Source organism: Kitasatospora sp. NPDC048540, from assembly GCF_040651175.1.
GTDB lineage: Bacteria > Actinomycetota > Actinomycetes > Streptomycetales > Streptomycetaceae > Kitasatospora.
This window is the reverse complement of sequence record NZ_JBEZIR010000180.1, coordinates 1-13,694: the sequence shown is the minus strand read 5'-3', so window position 1 is coordinate 13,694 and position 13,694 is coordinate 1. Positions and strand designations below refer to the sequence as shown.

The 13,694-nt window shown below is 66.7% G+C and carries 24 protein-coding genes; all 24 read left to right on the top strand.

The annotated features are described in order from the left end of the window. A partial coding sequence (locus AB0D08_RS37870; protein WP_359894888.1) for a hypothetical protein occupies positions 1-1,086 on the top strand: 1,086 nt, incomplete at its 5' end. A gap of 452 nt (positions 1,087-1,538) precedes the next feature. Continuing rightward, complete coding sequence (rpsJ, locus tag AB0D08_RS37865; RefSeq protein ID WP_012785157.1) at positions 1,539-1,847, top strand: 30S ribosomal protein S10; 309 nt, start codon at positions 1,539-1,541, stop codon at positions 1,845-1,847. Positions 1,848-1,861: 14 nt separating this feature from the next. Next, the gene (gene rplC, locus AB0D08_RS37860; RefSeq protein WP_033824234.1) at positions 1,862-2,509 is read left to right on the top strand and encodes a 50S ribosomal protein L3; all 648 of its coding nucleotides are present in this window, start codon (positions 1,862-1,864) and stop codon (positions 2,507-2,509) included. Between the two features lie 4 nt (positions 2,510-2,513). Then, positions 2,514-3,191: a 50S ribosomal protein L4 gene (rplD, locus tag AB0D08_RS37855; RefSeq protein WP_033824233.1), complete on the top strand. Its 678-nt coding sequence runs from the start codon at positions 2,514-2,516 to the stop codon at positions 3,189-3,191. After that, positions 3,188-3,514, top strand: coding sequence for a 50S ribosomal protein L23 (rplW, locus tag AB0D08_RS37850; protein ID WP_149038535.1), 327 nt, complete (start codon positions 3,188-3,190; stop codon positions 3,512-3,514). The genes rplD and rplW overlap by 4 nt, the downstream gene beginning before the upstream one ends. Before the next feature lie 35 nt (positions 3,515-3,549). Further along, a complete protein-coding gene (gene rplB / locus AB0D08_RS37845; protein WP_033824231.1) occupies positions 3,550-4,386 on the top strand; it encodes a 50S ribosomal protein L2 in 837 nt (278 codons plus the stop codon). Positions 4,387-4,397: 11 nt separating this feature from the next. Continuing rightward, entirely contained in the window at positions 4,398-4,679 is a 282-nt protein-coding gene (gene rpsS, locus AB0D08_RS37840) for a 30S ribosomal protein S19 (RefSeq protein ID WP_033824230.1), read from the top strand. 58 nt (positions 4,680-4,737) lie between these two features. Further along, a complete protein-coding gene (gene rplV / locus AB0D08_RS37835; protein ID WP_033824229.1) occupies positions 4,738-5,085 on the top strand; it encodes a 50S ribosomal protein L22 in 348 nt (115 codons plus the stop codon). Next, positions 5,085-5,909 carry a 30S ribosomal protein S3 gene (rpsC, locus tag AB0D08_RS37830; RefSeq protein WP_033824228.1) on the top strand — a complete coding sequence of 275 codons (825 nt, stop codon included), beginning with the start codon at positions 5,085-5,087 and terminating at the stop codon, positions 5,907-5,909. Before rplV ends, rpsC begins: the two co-directional genes overlap by 1 nt. Before the next feature lie 4 nt (positions 5,910-5,913). Beyond that, the gene (rplP, locus tag AB0D08_RS37825; RefSeq protein WP_033824227.1) at positions 5,914-6,333 is read left to right on the top strand and encodes a 50S ribosomal protein L16; all 420 of its coding nucleotides are present in this window, start codon (positions 5,914-5,916) and stop codon (positions 6,331-6,333) included. Beyond that, on the top strand, positions 6,333-6,557 hold the full coding sequence (gene rpmC / locus AB0D08_RS37820) for a 50S ribosomal protein L29 (protein ID WP_030055825.1): 225 nt from the start codon (positions 6,333-6,335) through the stop codon (positions 6,555-6,557). Before rplP ends, rpmC begins: the two co-directional genes overlap by 1 nt. Next, on the top strand, positions 6,557-6,829 hold the full coding sequence (gene rpsQ / locus AB0D08_RS37815; RefSeq protein WP_033824226.1) for a 30S ribosomal protein S17: 273 nt from the start codon (positions 6,557-6,559) through the stop codon (positions 6,827-6,829). Before rpmC ends, rpsQ begins: the two co-directional genes overlap by 1 nt. 99 nt (positions 6,830-6,928) lie before the next feature. Further along, the gene (gene rplN / locus AB0D08_RS37810; protein WP_030263487.1) at positions 6,929-7,300 is read left to right on the top strand and encodes a 50S ribosomal protein L14; all 372 of its coding nucleotides are present in this window, start codon (positions 6,929-6,931) and stop codon (positions 7,298-7,300) included. A gap of 15 nt (positions 7,301-7,315) precedes the next feature. Continuing rightward, a complete protein-coding gene (gene rplX / locus AB0D08_RS37805) occupies positions 7,316-7,627 on the top strand; it encodes a 50S ribosomal protein L24 (protein WP_148644962.1) in 312 nt (103 codons plus the stop codon). Next, positions 7,627-8,196 (top strand): 50S ribosomal protein L5, encoded by a 570-nt coding sequence (gene rplE, locus AB0D08_RS37800; protein ID WP_033824225.1) that lies wholly within the window; start codon positions 7,627-7,629, stop codon positions 8,194-8,196. Before rplX ends, rplE begins: the two co-directional genes overlap by 1 nt. A 2-nt stretch (positions 8,197-8,198) precedes the next feature. Continuing rightward, complete coding sequence (locus AB0D08_RS37795) at positions 8,199-8,384, top strand: type Z 30S ribosomal protein S14 (protein WP_030263476.1); 186 nt, start codon at positions 8,199-8,201, stop codon at positions 8,382-8,384. 267 nt (positions 8,385-8,651) lie between these two features. Beyond that, positions 8,652-9,059, top strand: a complete 408-nt coding sequence (rpsH, locus tag AB0D08_RS37790; protein ID WP_033824224.1) for a 30S ribosomal protein S8 — start codon at positions 8,652-8,654, stop codon at positions 9,057-9,059. 22 nt (positions 9,060-9,081) lie between these two features. Next, on the top strand, positions 9,082-9,621 hold the full coding sequence (rplF, locus tag AB0D08_RS37785; protein ID WP_033824223.1) for a 50S ribosomal protein L6: 540 nt from the start codon (positions 9,082-9,084) through the stop codon (positions 9,619-9,621). 3 nt (positions 9,622-9,624) lie between these two features. After that, positions 9,625-10,008 (top strand): 50S ribosomal protein L18, encoded by a 384-nt coding sequence (gene rplR, locus AB0D08_RS37780; RefSeq protein ID WP_035981611.1) that lies wholly within the window; start codon positions 9,625-9,627, stop codon positions 10,006-10,008. A gap of 49 nt (positions 10,009-10,057) precedes the next feature. Beyond that, entirely contained in the window at positions 10,058-10,681 is a 624-nt protein-coding gene (gene rpsE / locus AB0D08_RS37775) for a 30S ribosomal protein S5 (protein ID WP_033824222.1), read from the top strand. Then, positions 10,681-10,863 (top strand): 50S ribosomal protein L30, encoded by a 183-nt coding sequence (gene rpmD / locus AB0D08_RS37770; protein ID WP_033824221.1) that lies wholly within the window; start codon positions 10,681-10,683, stop codon positions 10,861-10,863. The genes rpsE and rpmD overlap by 1 nt, the downstream gene beginning before the upstream one ends. Position 10,864: 1 nt before the next feature. Continuing rightward, entirely contained in the window at positions 10,865-11,317 is a 453-nt protein-coding gene (gene rplO / locus AB0D08_RS37765; RefSeq protein ID WP_035981609.1) for a 50S ribosomal protein L15, read from the top strand. A 282-nt stretch (positions 11,318-11,599) separates the two neighbouring features. Then, complete coding sequence (gene secY, locus AB0D08_RS37760) at positions 11,600-12,907, top strand: preprotein translocase subunit SecY (protein ID WP_359894882.1); 1,308 nt, start codon at positions 11,600-11,602, stop codon at positions 12,905-12,907. Continuing rightward, the gene (locus AB0D08_RS37755) at positions 12,907-13,566 is read left to right on the top strand and encodes an adenylate kinase (protein ID WP_033824219.1); all 660 of its coding nucleotides are present in this window, start codon (positions 12,907-12,909) and stop codon (positions 13,564-13,566) included. Before secY ends, AB0D08_RS37755 begins: the two co-directional genes overlap by 1 nt. Positions 13,567-13,694 lie beyond the last annotated feature (128 nt).

The following is a 13,694-nucleotide window of genomic DNA, read 5'->3' as shown; positions in this document are numbered from 1 at the left end:
TTCCTGGATCCGATCCGGCCGTACAGCCATGTTGTGATGATCATGCTGGTTCCGCTGCTGGCGGCGTGCCTGCGGCAGCTGCGGCGCAGTGGGGAGTTCTCGGTCCGGGCGGGGGTGCTGCGGGGGCTGGGGTTCGGTGCGGTGTTCGGGCTGATGTTCCTGTGGTACTCGGGCTGGTACCTGTGGGCGGCGCCCGGCGTCCTCCTGCTCGCGCTCGCGGTGTTCCCCTGGCGCCGCGGCGGGACGGCGGTGCTGCGGGCCCTGCTCCTGGCCGCCACCACGGCGGTCTCCGCGGCGGTGGTGGGCGCGCCGCTGCTGTACGAGATCGTCAAGCTGGGCGCCGGGGTACCGGACCGCTACGCCTACCTCGGGGTGTACGTCGATCCGGCGTACGTGCTGGGCTGGGCCTCGGACCGGTCCGGGACGCTGGACTTCCACACCTGGCCGGTGGCCGGTGAGCTGGCCGGCCAGACCGGGTTCGCGCTGCTGCTGATCGCGGGTGTGGGGCTGGGCATCGGTCTGGGGCTGAGGAACATCGCGGTGCGGGCGGCGGCGGCGACGCTGGCGGGTGCGTGGCTGATGCGGTTCTGGTTCGCCTCGCACATGGCGCACAACAAGGCGATCCAGCTGTACCCGCGGACGACGTGGATCATCATGTACTGCCTGATGATCCTGGCGGTGCTGGGCCTGATGGCGGCGGTGGACCGGGGGACCGGCTGGGGCAACCGGGTGCTGGCCGCCAGGGGCTCGACCCAGGTGATCCCGGGCCGGGCGGTCCGGCGGCTGGCGGCCGGCATGGTCTGCGCGCTCGCGCTGTTCGCCACCATGAGCGCCTCCTGGTCGGTCAACCGCTACCTGCCGGAGGACCCCTCGAAGGGCACCATGGGCCTCGACGCCTGGCGCGCCCACACCGTGCAGCGGCCGGACGGCAGCTGCCCCGCGCACTCGCCGGTGCCCGTCTGCGACCCGGTCGACATCTCCTACTTCGGCCAGGACGCGGACGACGACAAGGACCTGTGGTGCGGCGGCGTCCCGGCCGGCGACTGGCCCGCGGTCTGCGGCCGCAAGGCCCCGTGGGACAGGTGACCCGGACGGCCCCGATTGGCTTTCCGAACGCCAGGTGTGGCAGTATGTCCAAGTTGCTCGGTTGAGTGCCGATGCTGCGCGCCTCCCGTCGGGAGGACCGGAAGCGAGTCCCATGTACTCGTCGTTCCCGTGATGGCCGTTCATGTGTTCACGTGCTGTATGTGAATGCAGTGGTGTGTAGTCGACACCGCGGCAGCTGCGGGGCGGACGTACGGGAATCTTCCGGGAAGCGTGTGCGGGGCCTCGATCCGGCGCCTGGTGGGTGCAAGACCTGCCGAACCGGCGGAAATCTGATCCAGGGGGAACCCTGATCGGATTTTTTGCAAGCGGGAGTGCGACACGCCCGACCGCGTGGGTCGGACGGCAACCACCCAGGGGCGCCACCGGACCAGTCCACCCGGACGAATCCGGCAGTAGAAGCAGCAGACGAGACAAAGGACTACTGAGTAGCCATGGCGGGACAGAAGATCCGCATCCGGCTCAAGGCCTACGACCACGAGGTGATTGACTCCTCGGCGAAGAAGATCGTCGAGACCGTCATTCGCACTGGTGCGCAGGTCGCGGGCCCGGTGCCGCTGCCCACTGAGAAGAACGTGTACTGCGTCATCCGCTCGCCGCACAAGTACAAGGACTCGCGCGAGCACTTCGAGATGCGCACTCACAAGCGTCTGATCGACATCCTCGACCCGACCCCGAAGACCGTTGACTCGCTGATGCGCCTCGACCTTCCGGCCGGCGTCGACATCGAGATCAAGCTCTGAGAGGCGCGACGAAGATGGCAAAGCAGATTAAGGGCATCCTGGGCGAGAAGCTCGGCATGACCCAGGTCTGGGACGAGAACAACCGGATCGTTCCGGTGACCGTCGTCAAGGCCGGGCCCAATGTCGTGACCCAGGTCCACACCGCCGACAGCGCGAGCGGCTACGACGCCGTGCAGATCGGCTTCGGCGAGATCGACCCCCGCAAGGTGAACAAGCCCCTCGCGGGCCACTTCGCCAAGGCCGGTGTCACCCCGCGCCGCCACCTGGTCGAGCTGCGTACCTCGGACGCGTCCGAGTACACCCTCGGCCAGGAGATCACCGCTGAGCTGTTCGAGGCGGGTGTCAAGGTCGACGTGACCGGCACCTCCAAGGGCAAGGGCTTCGCCGGTGTCATGAAGCGTCACAACTTCAAGGGCCTCGGCGCCGGTCACGGCACCCAGCGCAAGCACCGTTCGCCCGGTTCCATCGGTGGCTGCGCCACCCCGGGTCGCGTGTTCAAGGGCATGCGGATGGCGGGTCGGATGGGCCACGAGCGTGTGACCACCCAGAACCTGACCGTGCACGCCGTTGACGCGGAGAAGGGCCTGCTCCTGATCAAGGGCGCAATCCCGGGCCCGAACGGCGGCCTCGTCCTCGTCCGCACCGCGGCGAAGGGGCTGTGAGGATATGAGCACCATTGACATCCTGTCGCCGGCCGGCGACAAGGCCGGCAGCCTCGAGCTGCCCGCCGAGATCTTCGACGCCAAGGTCAGCATCCCGCTGATGCACCAGGTCGTCGTGGCGCAGCTCGCTGCCGCCCGTCAGGGCACCCACAAGACCAAGACCCGTGGCGAGGTCCGCGGCGGCGGCAAGAAGCCGTACCGCCAGAAGGGCACCGGCCGCGCCCGTCAGGGCTCGACCCGTGCGCCGCAGTTCGCCGGCGGTGGCGTCGTGCACGGTCCCGTGCCGCGTGACTACTCGCAGCGGACCCCGAAGAAGATGATCGCTGCCGCCCTGCGCGGTGCGCTCACCGACCGGGCCCGCCACAACCGCATCCACGTCGTCACCGACGTGGTCGCGACCGAGGCGCCGTCGACCAAGGCCGCCAAGGGTCTGTTCGGCAAGATCACCGACCGCAAGAACGTCCTCCTGGTCGTCGAGCGTGCGGACGAGCTGGGCCTCAAGTCCGCTCGCAACCTGCCGAACGTGCACATCCTGGACGCCGGCCAGCTGAACACCTACGACGTGCTCGTCTCCGACGATGTGGTCTTCACCCAGGCTGCCTTCGAGCGTTTCGTGGCCGGTCCGGCCGCGTCCGCCAAGGCTGTTGCCGCTGAGGGCGAGCTCGAAGGGAGCGCCGCCTGATGGCTGCAGAGATCACGAGCAAGACGTACACGGACCCGCGTGACGTCCTGGTGAAGCCGGTCATCTCCGAGAAGAGCTACTCGCTCCTCGACGAGAACAAGTACACGTTCATCGTGTCGCCGGGTGCCAACAAGACCCAGATCAAGCAGGCCGTCGAGGCGGTCTTCTCGGTCAAGGTCGAGGCCGTCAACACGCTCAACCGTCAGGGCAAGCGCAAGCGCTCCAAGACGGGCTTTGGCAAGCGCAAGGACACCAAGCGCGCCATCGTGACGCTGGCCGAGGGCAACCGCATCGACATCTTCGGTGGTCCGGCCTCCGCCTGACGGGGTCGTGATCGTCGATAAGGACGAGGACGAAAATGGGTATCCGCAAGTACAAGCCGACTACGCCGGGCCGCCGTGGCTCCAGCGTGGCCGACTTCGTCGAAATCACGCGGTCCACGCCGGAGAAGTCGCTGGTTCGCCCGCTGCACAGCAAGGGCGGCCGTAACAACGCCGGTCGTGTCACCGCTCGCCACCAGGGTGGCGGCCACAAGCGCGCCTACCGCGTGATCGACTTCCGTCGTCACGACAAGGACGGCGTGCCGGCCAAGGTCGCTCACATCGAGTACGACCCGAACCGCACCGCGCGCATCGCGCTCCTGCACTACGCGGACGGCGAGAAGCGCTACATCATCGCCCCCCGCGGCGTTGCTCAGGGTGACCGGATCGAGAACGGCCCCGCGGCCGACATCAAGCCGGGCAACAACCTGCCGCTGCGCAACATCCCGGTTGGTACCACCATCCACGCGGTGGAGCTCCGTCCCGGTGGCGGTGCCAAGATGGCCCGCTCCGCCGGTGCCGGCATCCAGCTCCTCGCCCGTGAGGGTCGCATGGCGCACCTGCGCATGCCCTCCGGTGAGATCCGCCTGGTCGACGCCCGCTGCCGCGCCACCATCGGCGAGGTCGGCAACGCCGAGCAGTCGAACATCAACTGGGGCAAGGCCGGCCGTATGCGCTGGAAGGGCGTCCGCCCGACCGTGCGTGGTGTCGCCATGAACCCGATCGACCACCCGCACGGTGGTGGTGAGGGTAAGACCTCCGGTGGTCGTCACCCGGTCTCGCCGTGGGGCAAGCCCGAGGGCCGCACCCGTCGCCCGAACAAGGCGTCGGACAAGCTCATCGTGCGCCGCCGCAAGACCAACAAGAAGCGCTAGGAGCAGGTCAGATGCCGCGCAGTCTCAAGAAGGGCCCCTTCATCGACGGCCACCTTCTCAAGAAGGTGGACGCGCAGAACGAGGCGGGCACCCAGAACGTCATCAAGACCTGGTCCCGTCGTTCCGTGATCTTCCCGGCCATGCTCGGCCACACGATCGCGGTTCACGATGGCCGCAAGCACGTCCCGGTGTTCGTCACCGAGTCGATGGTCGGCCACAAGCTCGGCGAGTTCGCCCCCACGCGCACCTTCAAGGGGCACGTGAAGGAAGACCGCAAGTCGAAGCGTCGCTAAGCGTCGCGAGCTTGAGCGCCAGCAAGACTCAATGACTTACACCAGCAAGGGGACAACCATGGAAGCCAGGGCCCAGGCGCGGTACATCCGCGTCACGCCCATGAAGGCCCGCCGCGTGGTGGACCTCATCCGTGGCCTGAACGCCACGGAGGCCCAGGCGGTCCTGCGTTTCGCTCCGCAGGCCGCAACCGTGCCGGTCGGCAAGGTGCTCGACAGCGCCATCGCCAACGCCGTGCACAACTACAACCACAACAACGTGGACGACCTCGTGATCTCCGAGGCGTACGTTGACGAGGGCCCGACCCTGAAGCGGTTCCGCCCGCGTGCCCAGGGCCGTGCCTACCGGATCCGCAAGCGGACCAGCCACATCACCGTGGTCGTCAGCAGCAAGGAAGGGACCCGGTAATGGGCCAGAAGGTTAACCCGCACGGGTTCCGCCTCGGCATCAGCACGGACTTCAAGTCCCGCTGGTACGCCGACAAGCTGTACAAGGACTACGTCAAGGAAGACGTTGCCATTCGTCGCATGATGACGAAGGGCATGGAGCGGGCCGGCATCTCGAAGGTCGAGATCGAGCGCACCCGCGACCGCGTCCGCGTCGACATCCACACCGCGCGTCCGGGCATCGTCATCGGCCGCCGCGGCGCGGAGGCCGACAAGATCCGGGGCAACCTGGAGAAGCTGACCGGCAAGCAGGTCCAGCTGAACATCCTCGAGGTCAAGAACCCCGAGCTGGACGCCCAGCTCGTGGCTCAGGGCGTCGCGGAGCAGCTGTCCTCCCGCGTCTCCTTCCGTCGCGCCATGCGTAAGAGCATGCAGTCGACCATGAAGGCCGGCGCCAAGGGCATCAAGGTCCAGTGCTCCGGTCGTCTCGGCGGCGCCGAGATGAGCCGTTCGGAGTTCTACCGCGAGGGCCGTGTGCCGCTGCACACCCTTCGTGCGAACGTCGACTACGGCTTCTTCGAGGCCAAGACCACCTTCGGCCGCATCGGCGTGAAGGTCTGGATCTACAAGGGCGACGTCAAGAACATCGCCGAGGTCCGCGCTGAGAACGCTGCTGCCCGCTCGGGCAACCGCCCGGCCCGCAACGACGCCCGCCCCGCGCGTGGCGAGCGTGGCGGCGCCCGTGGTGGCGAGCGCGGTGGCCGTGGCCGTCGCCCGCAGGGCACCGAGGCTTCGGCCCCGGTGACCGAGGCTCCGGCTGCTGAGAACACCGGAACGGAGGCCTGACCCCATGCTGATCCCTCGTAGGGTCAAGCACCGCAAGCAGCACCACCCCAAGCGCCGTGGCGCTGCCAAGGGTGGCACCGAGCTCGCGTTCGGCGAGTACGGCATCCAGGCCGTCACCCCGGCCTACGTGACGAACCGTCAGATCGAGTCCGCTCGTATCGCGATCACCCGTCACATCCGCCGTGGTGGCAAGGTCTGGATCAACATCTACCCGGACCGCCCGCTCACCAAGAAGCCGGCCGAGACCCGCATGGGTTCCGGTAAGGGTTCGCCCGAGTGGTGGATCGCGAACGTGCACCCGGGTCGGGTCATGTTCGAGCTGTCGTACCCCAACGAGAAGGTGGCTCGTGAGGCGCTGACCCGCGCAGCTCACAAGCTCCCGATGAAGTGCCGGATTGTCCGGCGCGAGGCAGGTGAGAGCTGATGTCGGCCGGCACCAAGGCTGCTGAGCTGCGCGAGCTGGACAACGAGGGTCTCGTTGCCAAGCTCCGCGAGGCCAAGGAGGAGCTGTTCAACCTCCGCTTCCAGGCGGCGACCGGGCAGCTCGACAACCACGGACGGCTCAAGCTCGTCCGTAAGGACATCGCGCGGATCTACACCCTGATGCGCGAGCGCGAGCTGGGCATCGAGACGGTGGAGAACGCCTGATGACTGAGAACACCAACGAGACGCGCGGTTTCCGCAAGACCCGTGAGGGTCTCGTCGTCAGCGACAAGATGGACAAGACCGTCGTCGTCGCCGTCGAGGACCGCGTCAAGCACGCTCTGTACGGCAAGGTCATCCGCCGTACGAACAAGCTGAAGGCGCACGACGAGCAGAACGCTTGCGGCATCGGCGACCGGGTCCTCCTGATGGAGACCCGCCCGCTGTCCGCGACGAAGCGCTGGCGCGTCGTCGAGATCCTCGAGAAGGCCAAGTAACGAAGCCGATGTGGTACGGCCGTATGTGCTCGATGTCGAGAGACGATCGAGTGAGCAGCGGCCGGCCCGTCGACTCTCGTTGACGATCAGGAGAAAGCTGTGATCCAGCAGGAGTCGCGACTGCGCGTCGCCGACAACACTGGTGCCAAGGAGATCCTTTGCATCCGTGTTCTCGGTGGCTCCGGTCGCCGCTACGCCGGTATCGGGGACGTCATCGTCGCCACCGTCAAGGACGCGATCCCCGGCGGTTCGGTGAAGAAGGGTGACGTCGTCAAGTGCGTCATCGTTCGCACCGTCAAGGAGCGTCGTCGTCCGGATGGCTCGTACATCCGTTTCGACGAGAACGCTGCGGTTGTTCTGAAGAACACCGATGGTGACCCCCGTGGCACCCGCATCTTCGGCCCGGTGGGCCGCGAGCTGCGTGACAAGAAGTTCATGAAGATCATCTCGCTGGCGCCGGAGGTGCTCTAACCCATGGCGAACAGCATGAAGATCAAGAAGGGTGACCTGGTTCAGGTCATCACCGGCAAGGACCGCGGCAAGCAGGGCAAGGTCATCCAGGCCCTGCCCGCCGAGAACAAGGTCCTCGTCGAGGGTGTGAACCGGGTCAAGAAGCACACCAAGCCGGGCCCGGGCACCCAGGGTGGCATCGTCACCGTCGAGGCCCCGGTGCACGTCTCCAACGTCCAGCTGGTCGTTGAGAAGGACGGCAAGAAGGTCGTCACCCGCGTTGGTTACCGCTTCGACGACGAGGGCAACAAGATCCGCGTTGCCAAGCGGACCGGTGAGGACATCTGATGTCTGAGACGACTGTTGAGAAGGTGGCCCCCCGCCTCAAGGAGCGTTACAACTCCGAGATCAAGGGCCAGCTGCACGAGCAGTTCTCGTACGAGAACGTCATGCTGATCCCCGGCCTGGTCAAGGTCGTGGTCAACATGGGTGTCGGCGAGGCGGCCCGTGACAGCAAGCTGATCGAGGGCGCGATCAAGGACCTGACCGCGATCACCGGCCAGAAGCCGGCCGTGACCAAGGCCCGCAAGTCCATCGCGCAGTTCAAGCTGCGCGAGGGTCAGCCGATCGGCGCCCACGTCACCCTCCGTGGTGACCGCATGTGGGAGTTCGTGGACCGTCTGGTGTCGCTGGCGCTGCCGCGTATCCGTGACTTCCGCGGCCTCTCGCCCAAGCAGTTCGACGGCCGTGGCAACTACACCTTCGGTCTCACCGAGCAGGTCATGTTCCACGAGATCGACCAGGACAAGGTCGACCGTCAGCGCGGTATGGACATCACCGTCGTGACCACCGCTCAGACCGACGATGAAGGCCGGGCGCTGCTGCGTGCCCTGGGCTTCCCGTTCAAGGAGGCGTGAGCATGGCGAAGAAGGCCCTGATCGCAAAGGCCGAGCGCAAGCCGAAGTTCGGCGTGCGGGCCTACACCCGTTGCCAGCGGTGCGGTCGTCCGCACTCTGTCTACCGCAAGTTCGGCCTGTGCCGTGTGTGCCTCCGTGAGATGGCGCACCGCGGCGAGCTGCCGGGTGTGACCAAGAGCTCCTGGTAATCCGGGCGCGCTAGGCACACAGCTACGCGACGCAGTGGTGCCCGGCCCCCCACTTTTGGGTCTCCGTTCGGAATCCCGTAAGGTGGTGGGGTCGGGCCCCCTGCCGCGGCATCTCCTATAGGTGCTCGCGGCTCTCTCACGAGGGCTCGCACCCAGTCTTACTACGCCGCAAGTCCCCTGCGCTTGTGCCCCTTTCGCACTCTTTTGCGAGTGCGCGGAGGGGGACCTGGCGCGGAGAAACTGTGGCGAGAGAGGCCTGAGGCCATCATGACCATGACCGACCCCATCGCAGACATGCTCACGCGTCTGCGTAACGCGAACTCGGCGTACCACGACACCGTGGCGATGCCGGCCAGCAAGATCAAGGCGCACGTCGCCGAGATCCTGCAGCAGGAGGGGTACATCTCCTCCTACAAGGTTGAGGAGCCGGTTGAGGGCGAGGTCGGCAAGAAGCTGACCATCGAGCTCAAGTTCGGCCCGAACCGTGAGCGCTCCATTGCCGGCATCAAGCGCATCAGCAAGCCGGGTCTGCGTGTTTACGCAAAGTCCACCAACCTGCCGAAGGTGCTCGGCGGCCTGGGCGTGGCGATCATCTCCACGTCCTCGGGTCTCCTCACCGACAAGCAGGCCGCCAAGAAGGGCGTAGGCGGAGAAGTTCTCGCCTACGTCTGGTAATTCGGGAAACGGAGGTACAGCAATGTCTCGCATTGGACGGCTGCCCATCCCGGTTCCCGCCGGCGTGGACGTCACCATCGATGGCCGCGAGGTGTCGGTGAAGGGCCCCAAGGGCTCCCTCACCCACGTCGTCGCCGCGCCGATCGAGATCGGCAAGGGCGAGGACGGCACTCTGCTCGTCTCCCGCCCGAACGACGAGCGTCAGTCGAAGGCCCTGCACGGCCTGTCGCGGACGCTGGTGGCGAACATGATCACCGGCGTGACCGCGGGCTACCGCAAGTCGCTGGAGATCAGCGGTGTTGGTTACCGAGTCGCTGCGAAGGGCTCCGCCATGGAGTTCCAGCTCGGCTACAGCCACCCGATCCTGATCGAGGCCCCGGAGGGCATCTCCTTCGTGGTCGAGTCGCCCACCAAGTTCCACGTGGACGGGATCGACAAGCAGCTGGTCGGCGAGGTTTCGGCCAAGATCCGCAAGCTGCGCAAGCCTGACCCGTACAAGGCCAAGGGCGTCAAGTACGCGGGCGAGGTCATCCGCCGCAAGGTCGGAAAGAGTGGTAAGTAAGCGATGAGCGTCTCTGTCAAGATCGGCAAGGGCAACGCCTACAAGAACGCCGCCCGCAAGCGCCGCGCCATCCGCGTTCGCAAGCGCGTCGTCGGCACCGAGGTGCGTCCGCGCCTCGTTGTGACGCGCTCGAACCGTCACATGGTCGCCCAGGTCATCGACGACGCCAAGGGTCACACCCTGGCGTCGGCGTCCACCCTCGATGTTTCCATCCGTGGCAACGAGGGCGACAAGACCGAGCTGGCCAAGAAGGTCGGAAGCCTGGTCGCCGAGCGCGCCAAGGCCGCCGGCATCGAGTCGGTCGTCTTCGACCGCGCGGGCAACCGGTACGCCGGCCGCATCGCCGCCCTGGCGGACGCGGCCCGTGAGGCCGGGCTCGACTTCTAAGCCCGCTCGTCGGCCTAGTCGACGGACGTAATCGAGAGAGGTAATTCCAATGGCTGGACCCCAGCGCCGCGGTAGCGGCGCCGGCGGCGGCACCGGCGGTGGCGAGCGGCGTGACCGTAAGCGTGACGACCGGGGCAACGCTCCCGCCGTCGAGAAGACCGCTTACGTTGAGCGCGTCGTAGCGATCAACCGTGTCGCCAAGGTTGTCAAGGGTGGTCGTCGTTTCAGCTTCACCGCGCTGGTCGTGGTGGGCGACGGTGACGGCACCGTGGGTGTCGGATACGGCAAGGCGAAGGAGGTTCCGGCCGCCATCGCCAAGGGCGTTGAGGAGGCCAAGAAGAACTTCTTCAAGGTCCCCCGTATCCAGGGCACCATTCCGCACCCGATCCAGGGCGAGAAGGCCGCCGGCGTCGTGCTGCTGAAGCCGGCGTCCCCCGGTACCGGTGTTATCGCCGGTGGCCCGGTGCGTGCCGTCCTGGAGTGCGCCGGCGTTCACGACATCCTGTCGAAGTCGCTCGGCTCGGACAACGCGATCAACATCGTGCACGCCACCGTGGCTGCCCTGAAGGGCCTCGTGCGCCCCGAGGAGATCGCCGCCCGCCGTGGCCTGCCGCTGGAGGACGTGGCTCCCGCCGCTCTGCTGCGGGCGCGTGCTGCAGGGGTGAGCGCCTGATGGCTCGCCTCAAGATCACGCAGACCAAGTCCTACATCGGTAGCAAGCAGAACCACCGTGAAACCCTTCGTTCGCTTGGTCTCAAGCGGATGAACGACGTGGTCGTGAAGGAGGACCGTCCCGAGATCCGCGGGATGGCCCAGACTGTCCGTCACCTCGTCACGGTCGAGGAGGTTGACTGACATGGCGGACAATCCGCTGAAGGTCCACAACCTGAAGCCTGCCCCGGGTGCCAAGACCGCCAAGATCCGTGTGGGTCGTGGTGAGGGTTCCAAGGGTAAGACCGCAGGTCGTGGTACCAAGGGCACCAAGGCCCGCTACCAGGTTCCGCAGCGCTTCGAGGGTGGCCAGATGCCCCTCCACATGCGCCTGCCGAAGCTGAAGGGCTTCAAGAACCCGGCCCACAAGCAGTTCCAGGTCGTGAACCTGGACAAGCTGGCCGAGCTCTACCCGCAGGGTGGCGAGGTCACCGTGGCCGACCTGGTCGCGAAGGGCGCCGTTCGCAAGAACGAGCTCGTCAAGGTCCTCGGCCAGGGCGACATCGCGGTGGCGCTGCAGGTGACGGTCGACGCCGTCTCCGGCTCCGCGGCCGAGAAGATCACCGCCGCCGGCGGCACCGTCACCGAGCTCCTCTGAGCCTGCTGACCATCGAGCCCCGCACTTCCCGAAAGGGGGGTGCGGGGCTCGCTGTATTTGTGGGCGAATTGTGTGCCAAAACCGGGCAAGCCGTCCCCCGTCAGTGGGGGAGCGGCGGCTCAAGCTTCTGCCTGATGCCCGTGCACTGTTAGAGTCCGTGGAGTTCCCTTGTACGCTGGCGCCAGGCTTGCCTGTGCCGGCCCCTACCGGGGCTCGCAATCCACTCTCCCCATTCAGGACCGACCCTCCCGCCGACGATGTGCGGGAGGCGCAGGAGGCACCGTGCTCAGTGCGTTCGCGCGGGCGTTCCAGACGCCCGACCTGCGCAAGAAGCTGCTGTTCACGCTGGGCATCATGGTGCTGTTCAGGGCGGGCGCGCACATTCCCGTACCGGGCGTCAACTTTGTCGCCGTGAACCAGTGTCTGCAGGACAAGCCGGGCGGCCTGTTCGCCCTGGTGAACCTCTTCAGTGGTAACGCGCTGCTCCAGCTGACGATCTTCGCGCTCGGGATCATGCCGTACATCACGGCCAGCATCATCCTCCAGCTCCTGACCGTGGTGATCCCGCGGCTCGAGGCGCTGAAGAAGGAGGGGCAGGCCGGTACCGCGAAGATCACCCAGTACACCCGCTACCTGACCATCGCGCTCGCCGTGCTCCAGGGCACCGGCATCGTCGCGACGGCCTCCAGCGGCGCCCTGTTCAGTGGCTGCGCCTACGCCGACCAGGTCGTGCCGGACCAGTCCGTCTTCCGGATCGCCACCATGGTCATCACCATGACCGCGGGCACCACGGTGATCATGTGGCTCGGTGAGCTGATCACCGACCGCGGCATCGGCAACGGCATGTCCATCCTGATCTTCACCTCGATCGCGGCCGGCTTCCCCGGCTCGATGTGGGCGATCAAGCAGTCCGGCACCATCGGCGGCGGCTGGGTCGAGTTCTTCGCGGTCATCGCGGTCGGCATCGTCGTGGTCGGCCTGGTCATCTTCGTGGAGCAGGCGCAGCGCCGGATCCCGGTGCAGTACGCGAAGCGCATGATCGGCCGGAAGGCGTTCGGCGGGACCTCGACCTACATCCCGCTCAAGGTCAACCAGGCGGGTGTGATCCCGGTCATCTTCGCGTCCTCGCTGCTCTACATCCCGGCGCTGGTGGTCCAGCTCACCAACAGCCAGGCGGGCTGGGCGACCTGGATCCGGACCAACTTCGTCAAGGGCGACCACCCGGTCTACATGATCACGTACTTCGTGCTGATCGTGTTCTTCGCTTTCTTCTACGTGGCCATCTCCTTCAACCCCGAAGAAGTTGCCGACAATATGAAGAAGTATGGTGGGTTCATCCCGGGGATCCGGGCCGGCCGACCGACGGCCGAGTACCTGAACTACGTGCTCACCCGTATCACGTGGCCGGGTTCGCTCTACCTGGGTCTGATCGCGTTGATCCCGATGATCGCCCTGGTCGCCTTCGGACAGCAGACCAACTTCCCGTTCGGCGGCACCAGCGTCCTCATCGTCGTCGGCGTGGGCCTCGAAACTGTCAAGCAGATCGAGAGCCAACTCCAGCAGCGTAACTACGAAGGGTTCCTCCGCTGATGCGAATCGTCCTCGTCGGGCCTCCCGGGGCCGGGAAGGGTACTCAGGCGCACGTCCTGGCCAAGACCCTGTCCATCCCGCACATCTCCACCGGAGACCTGTTCCGCGCCAACATCAGCCAGGGCACCCCGCTGGGGCTCGAGGCGAAGGCGTACATGAACGAGGGCCGTCTGGTACCGGACGAGGTCACCATCGGGATGGCCAAGGACCGGATGCTCCAGGCGGACGCCGCGGGCGGCTTCCTGCTCGACGGCTTCCCGCGGAACATCGGCCAGGCCAAGGCCCTGGACGAGTTCCTGGCCGAGCAGGCCATCTCCCTGGACGGCGTGCTGGACCTGGAGGTGCCGGAGGACGAGGTCGTCAACCGGATCGCCGGGCGCCGGCTCTGCCGCAACGACGGGGGCCACGTCTACCACGTGGTCTACAACCCGTCGAAGGAGGAGGGCGTCTGCGACGAGTGCGGCGGCGAGCTGTACCAGCGTCCGGACGACACCGAGGATAAGGTGCGGACCCGGCTGGAGGTCTACCACACGGAGACCGAGCCGATCATCGACTACTACGCGCAGCAGGGCCTGCTGGTGACCATCCCGGCCCTCGGCAAGGTGGACGAGGTCACCGCGCGGGCGATCGCCGCGCTGGAGAAGAACAAGGACGCCTGAGCGTCCTCGCAGGGCCAGTGAGACGGCCGGGGCGCCCCGCACGGGGCGCCATGGTCGCGGACTGGATGTACGAGAAGCTGACCGAGGAGTACGTGCTCGACCCGGTGAACCGGGAGTTCCTCACCGGC

What these genes read in the sequence shown, in the direction of transcription:
- rplV (WP_033824229.1), top strand. Translation starts at nt 4,738, where the DNA reads ATGGAAGCCAGGGCCCAGGCGCGGTACATCCGCGTCACGCCCATGAAG.
- rplR (WP_035981611.1), top strand. Translation starts at nt 9,625, where the DNA reads ATGAGCGTCTCTGTCAAGATCGGCAAGGGCAACGCCTACAAGAACGCC.
- rplF (WP_033824223.1), top strand. Translation starts at nt 9,082, where the DNA reads ATGTCTCGCATTGGACGGCTGCCCATCCCGGTTCCCGCCGGCGTGGAC.
- rplD (WP_033824233.1), top strand. Translation starts at nt 2,514, where the DNA reads ATGAGCACCATTGACATCCTGTCGCCGGCCGGCGACAAGGCCGGCAGC.
- AB0D08_RS37795 (WP_030263476.1), top strand. Translation starts at nt 8,199, where the DNA reads ATGGCGAAGAAGGCCCTGATCGCAAAGGCCGAGCGCAAGCCGAAGTTC.
- rpmD (WP_033824221.1), top strand. Translation starts at nt 10,681, where the DNA reads ATGGCTCGCCTCAAGATCACGCAGACCAAGTCCTACATCGGTAGCAAG.
- rplE (WP_033824225.1), top strand. Translation starts at nt 7,627, where the DNA reads ATGTCTGAGACGACTGTTGAGAAGGTGGCCCCCCGCCTCAAGGAGCGT.
- rplP (WP_033824227.1), top strand. Translation starts at nt 5,914, where the DNA reads ATGCTGATCCCTCGTAGGGTCAAGCACCGCAAGCAGCACCACCCCAAG.
- rpmC (WP_030055825.1), top strand. Translation starts at nt 6,333, where the DNA reads ATGTCGGCCGGCACCAAGGCTGCTGAGCTGCGCGAGCTGGACAACGAG.
- rplX (WP_148644962.1), top strand. Translation starts at nt 7,316, where the DNA reads ATGAAGATCAAGAAGGGTGACCTGGTTCAGGTCATCACCGGCAAGGAC.
- AB0D08_RS37755 (WP_033824219.1), top strand. Translation starts at nt 12,907, where the DNA reads ATGCGAATCGTCCTCGTCGGGCCTCCCGGGGCCGGGAAGGGTACTCAG.
- rpsH (WP_033824224.1), top strand. Translation starts at nt 8,652, where the DNA reads ATGACCATGACCGACCCCATCGCAGACATGCTCACGCGTCTGCGTAAC.
- rpsC (WP_033824228.1), top strand. Translation starts at nt 5,085, where the DNA reads ATGGGCCAGAAGGTTAACCCGCACGGGTTCCGCCTCGGCATCAGCACG.
- rpsE (WP_033824222.1), top strand. Translation starts at nt 10,058, where the DNA reads ATGGCTGGACCCCAGCGCCGCGGTAGCGGCGCCGGCGGCGGCACCGGC.
- rpsJ (WP_012785157.1), top strand. Translation starts at nt 1,539, where the DNA reads ATGGCGGGACAGAAGATCCGCATCCGGCTCAAGGCCTACGACCACGAG.
- rplC (WP_033824234.1), top strand. Translation starts at nt 1,862, where the DNA reads ATGGCAAAGCAGATTAAGGGCATCCTGGGCGAGAAGCTCGGCATGACC.
- rplO (WP_035981609.1), top strand. Translation starts at nt 10,865, where the DNA reads ATGGCGGACAATCCGCTGAAGGTCCACAACCTGAAGCCTGCCCCGGGT.
- rpsQ (WP_033824226.1), top strand. Translation starts at nt 6,557, where the DNA reads ATGACTGAGAACACCAACGAGACGCGCGGTTTCCGCAAGACCCGTGAG.
- rplB (WP_033824231.1), top strand. Translation starts at nt 3,550, where the DNA reads ATGGGTATCCGCAAGTACAAGCCGACTACGCCGGGCCGCCGTGGCTCC.
- rpsS (WP_033824230.1), top strand. Translation starts at nt 4,398, where the DNA reads ATGCCGCGCAGTCTCAAGAAGGGCCCCTTCATCGACGGCCACCTTCTC.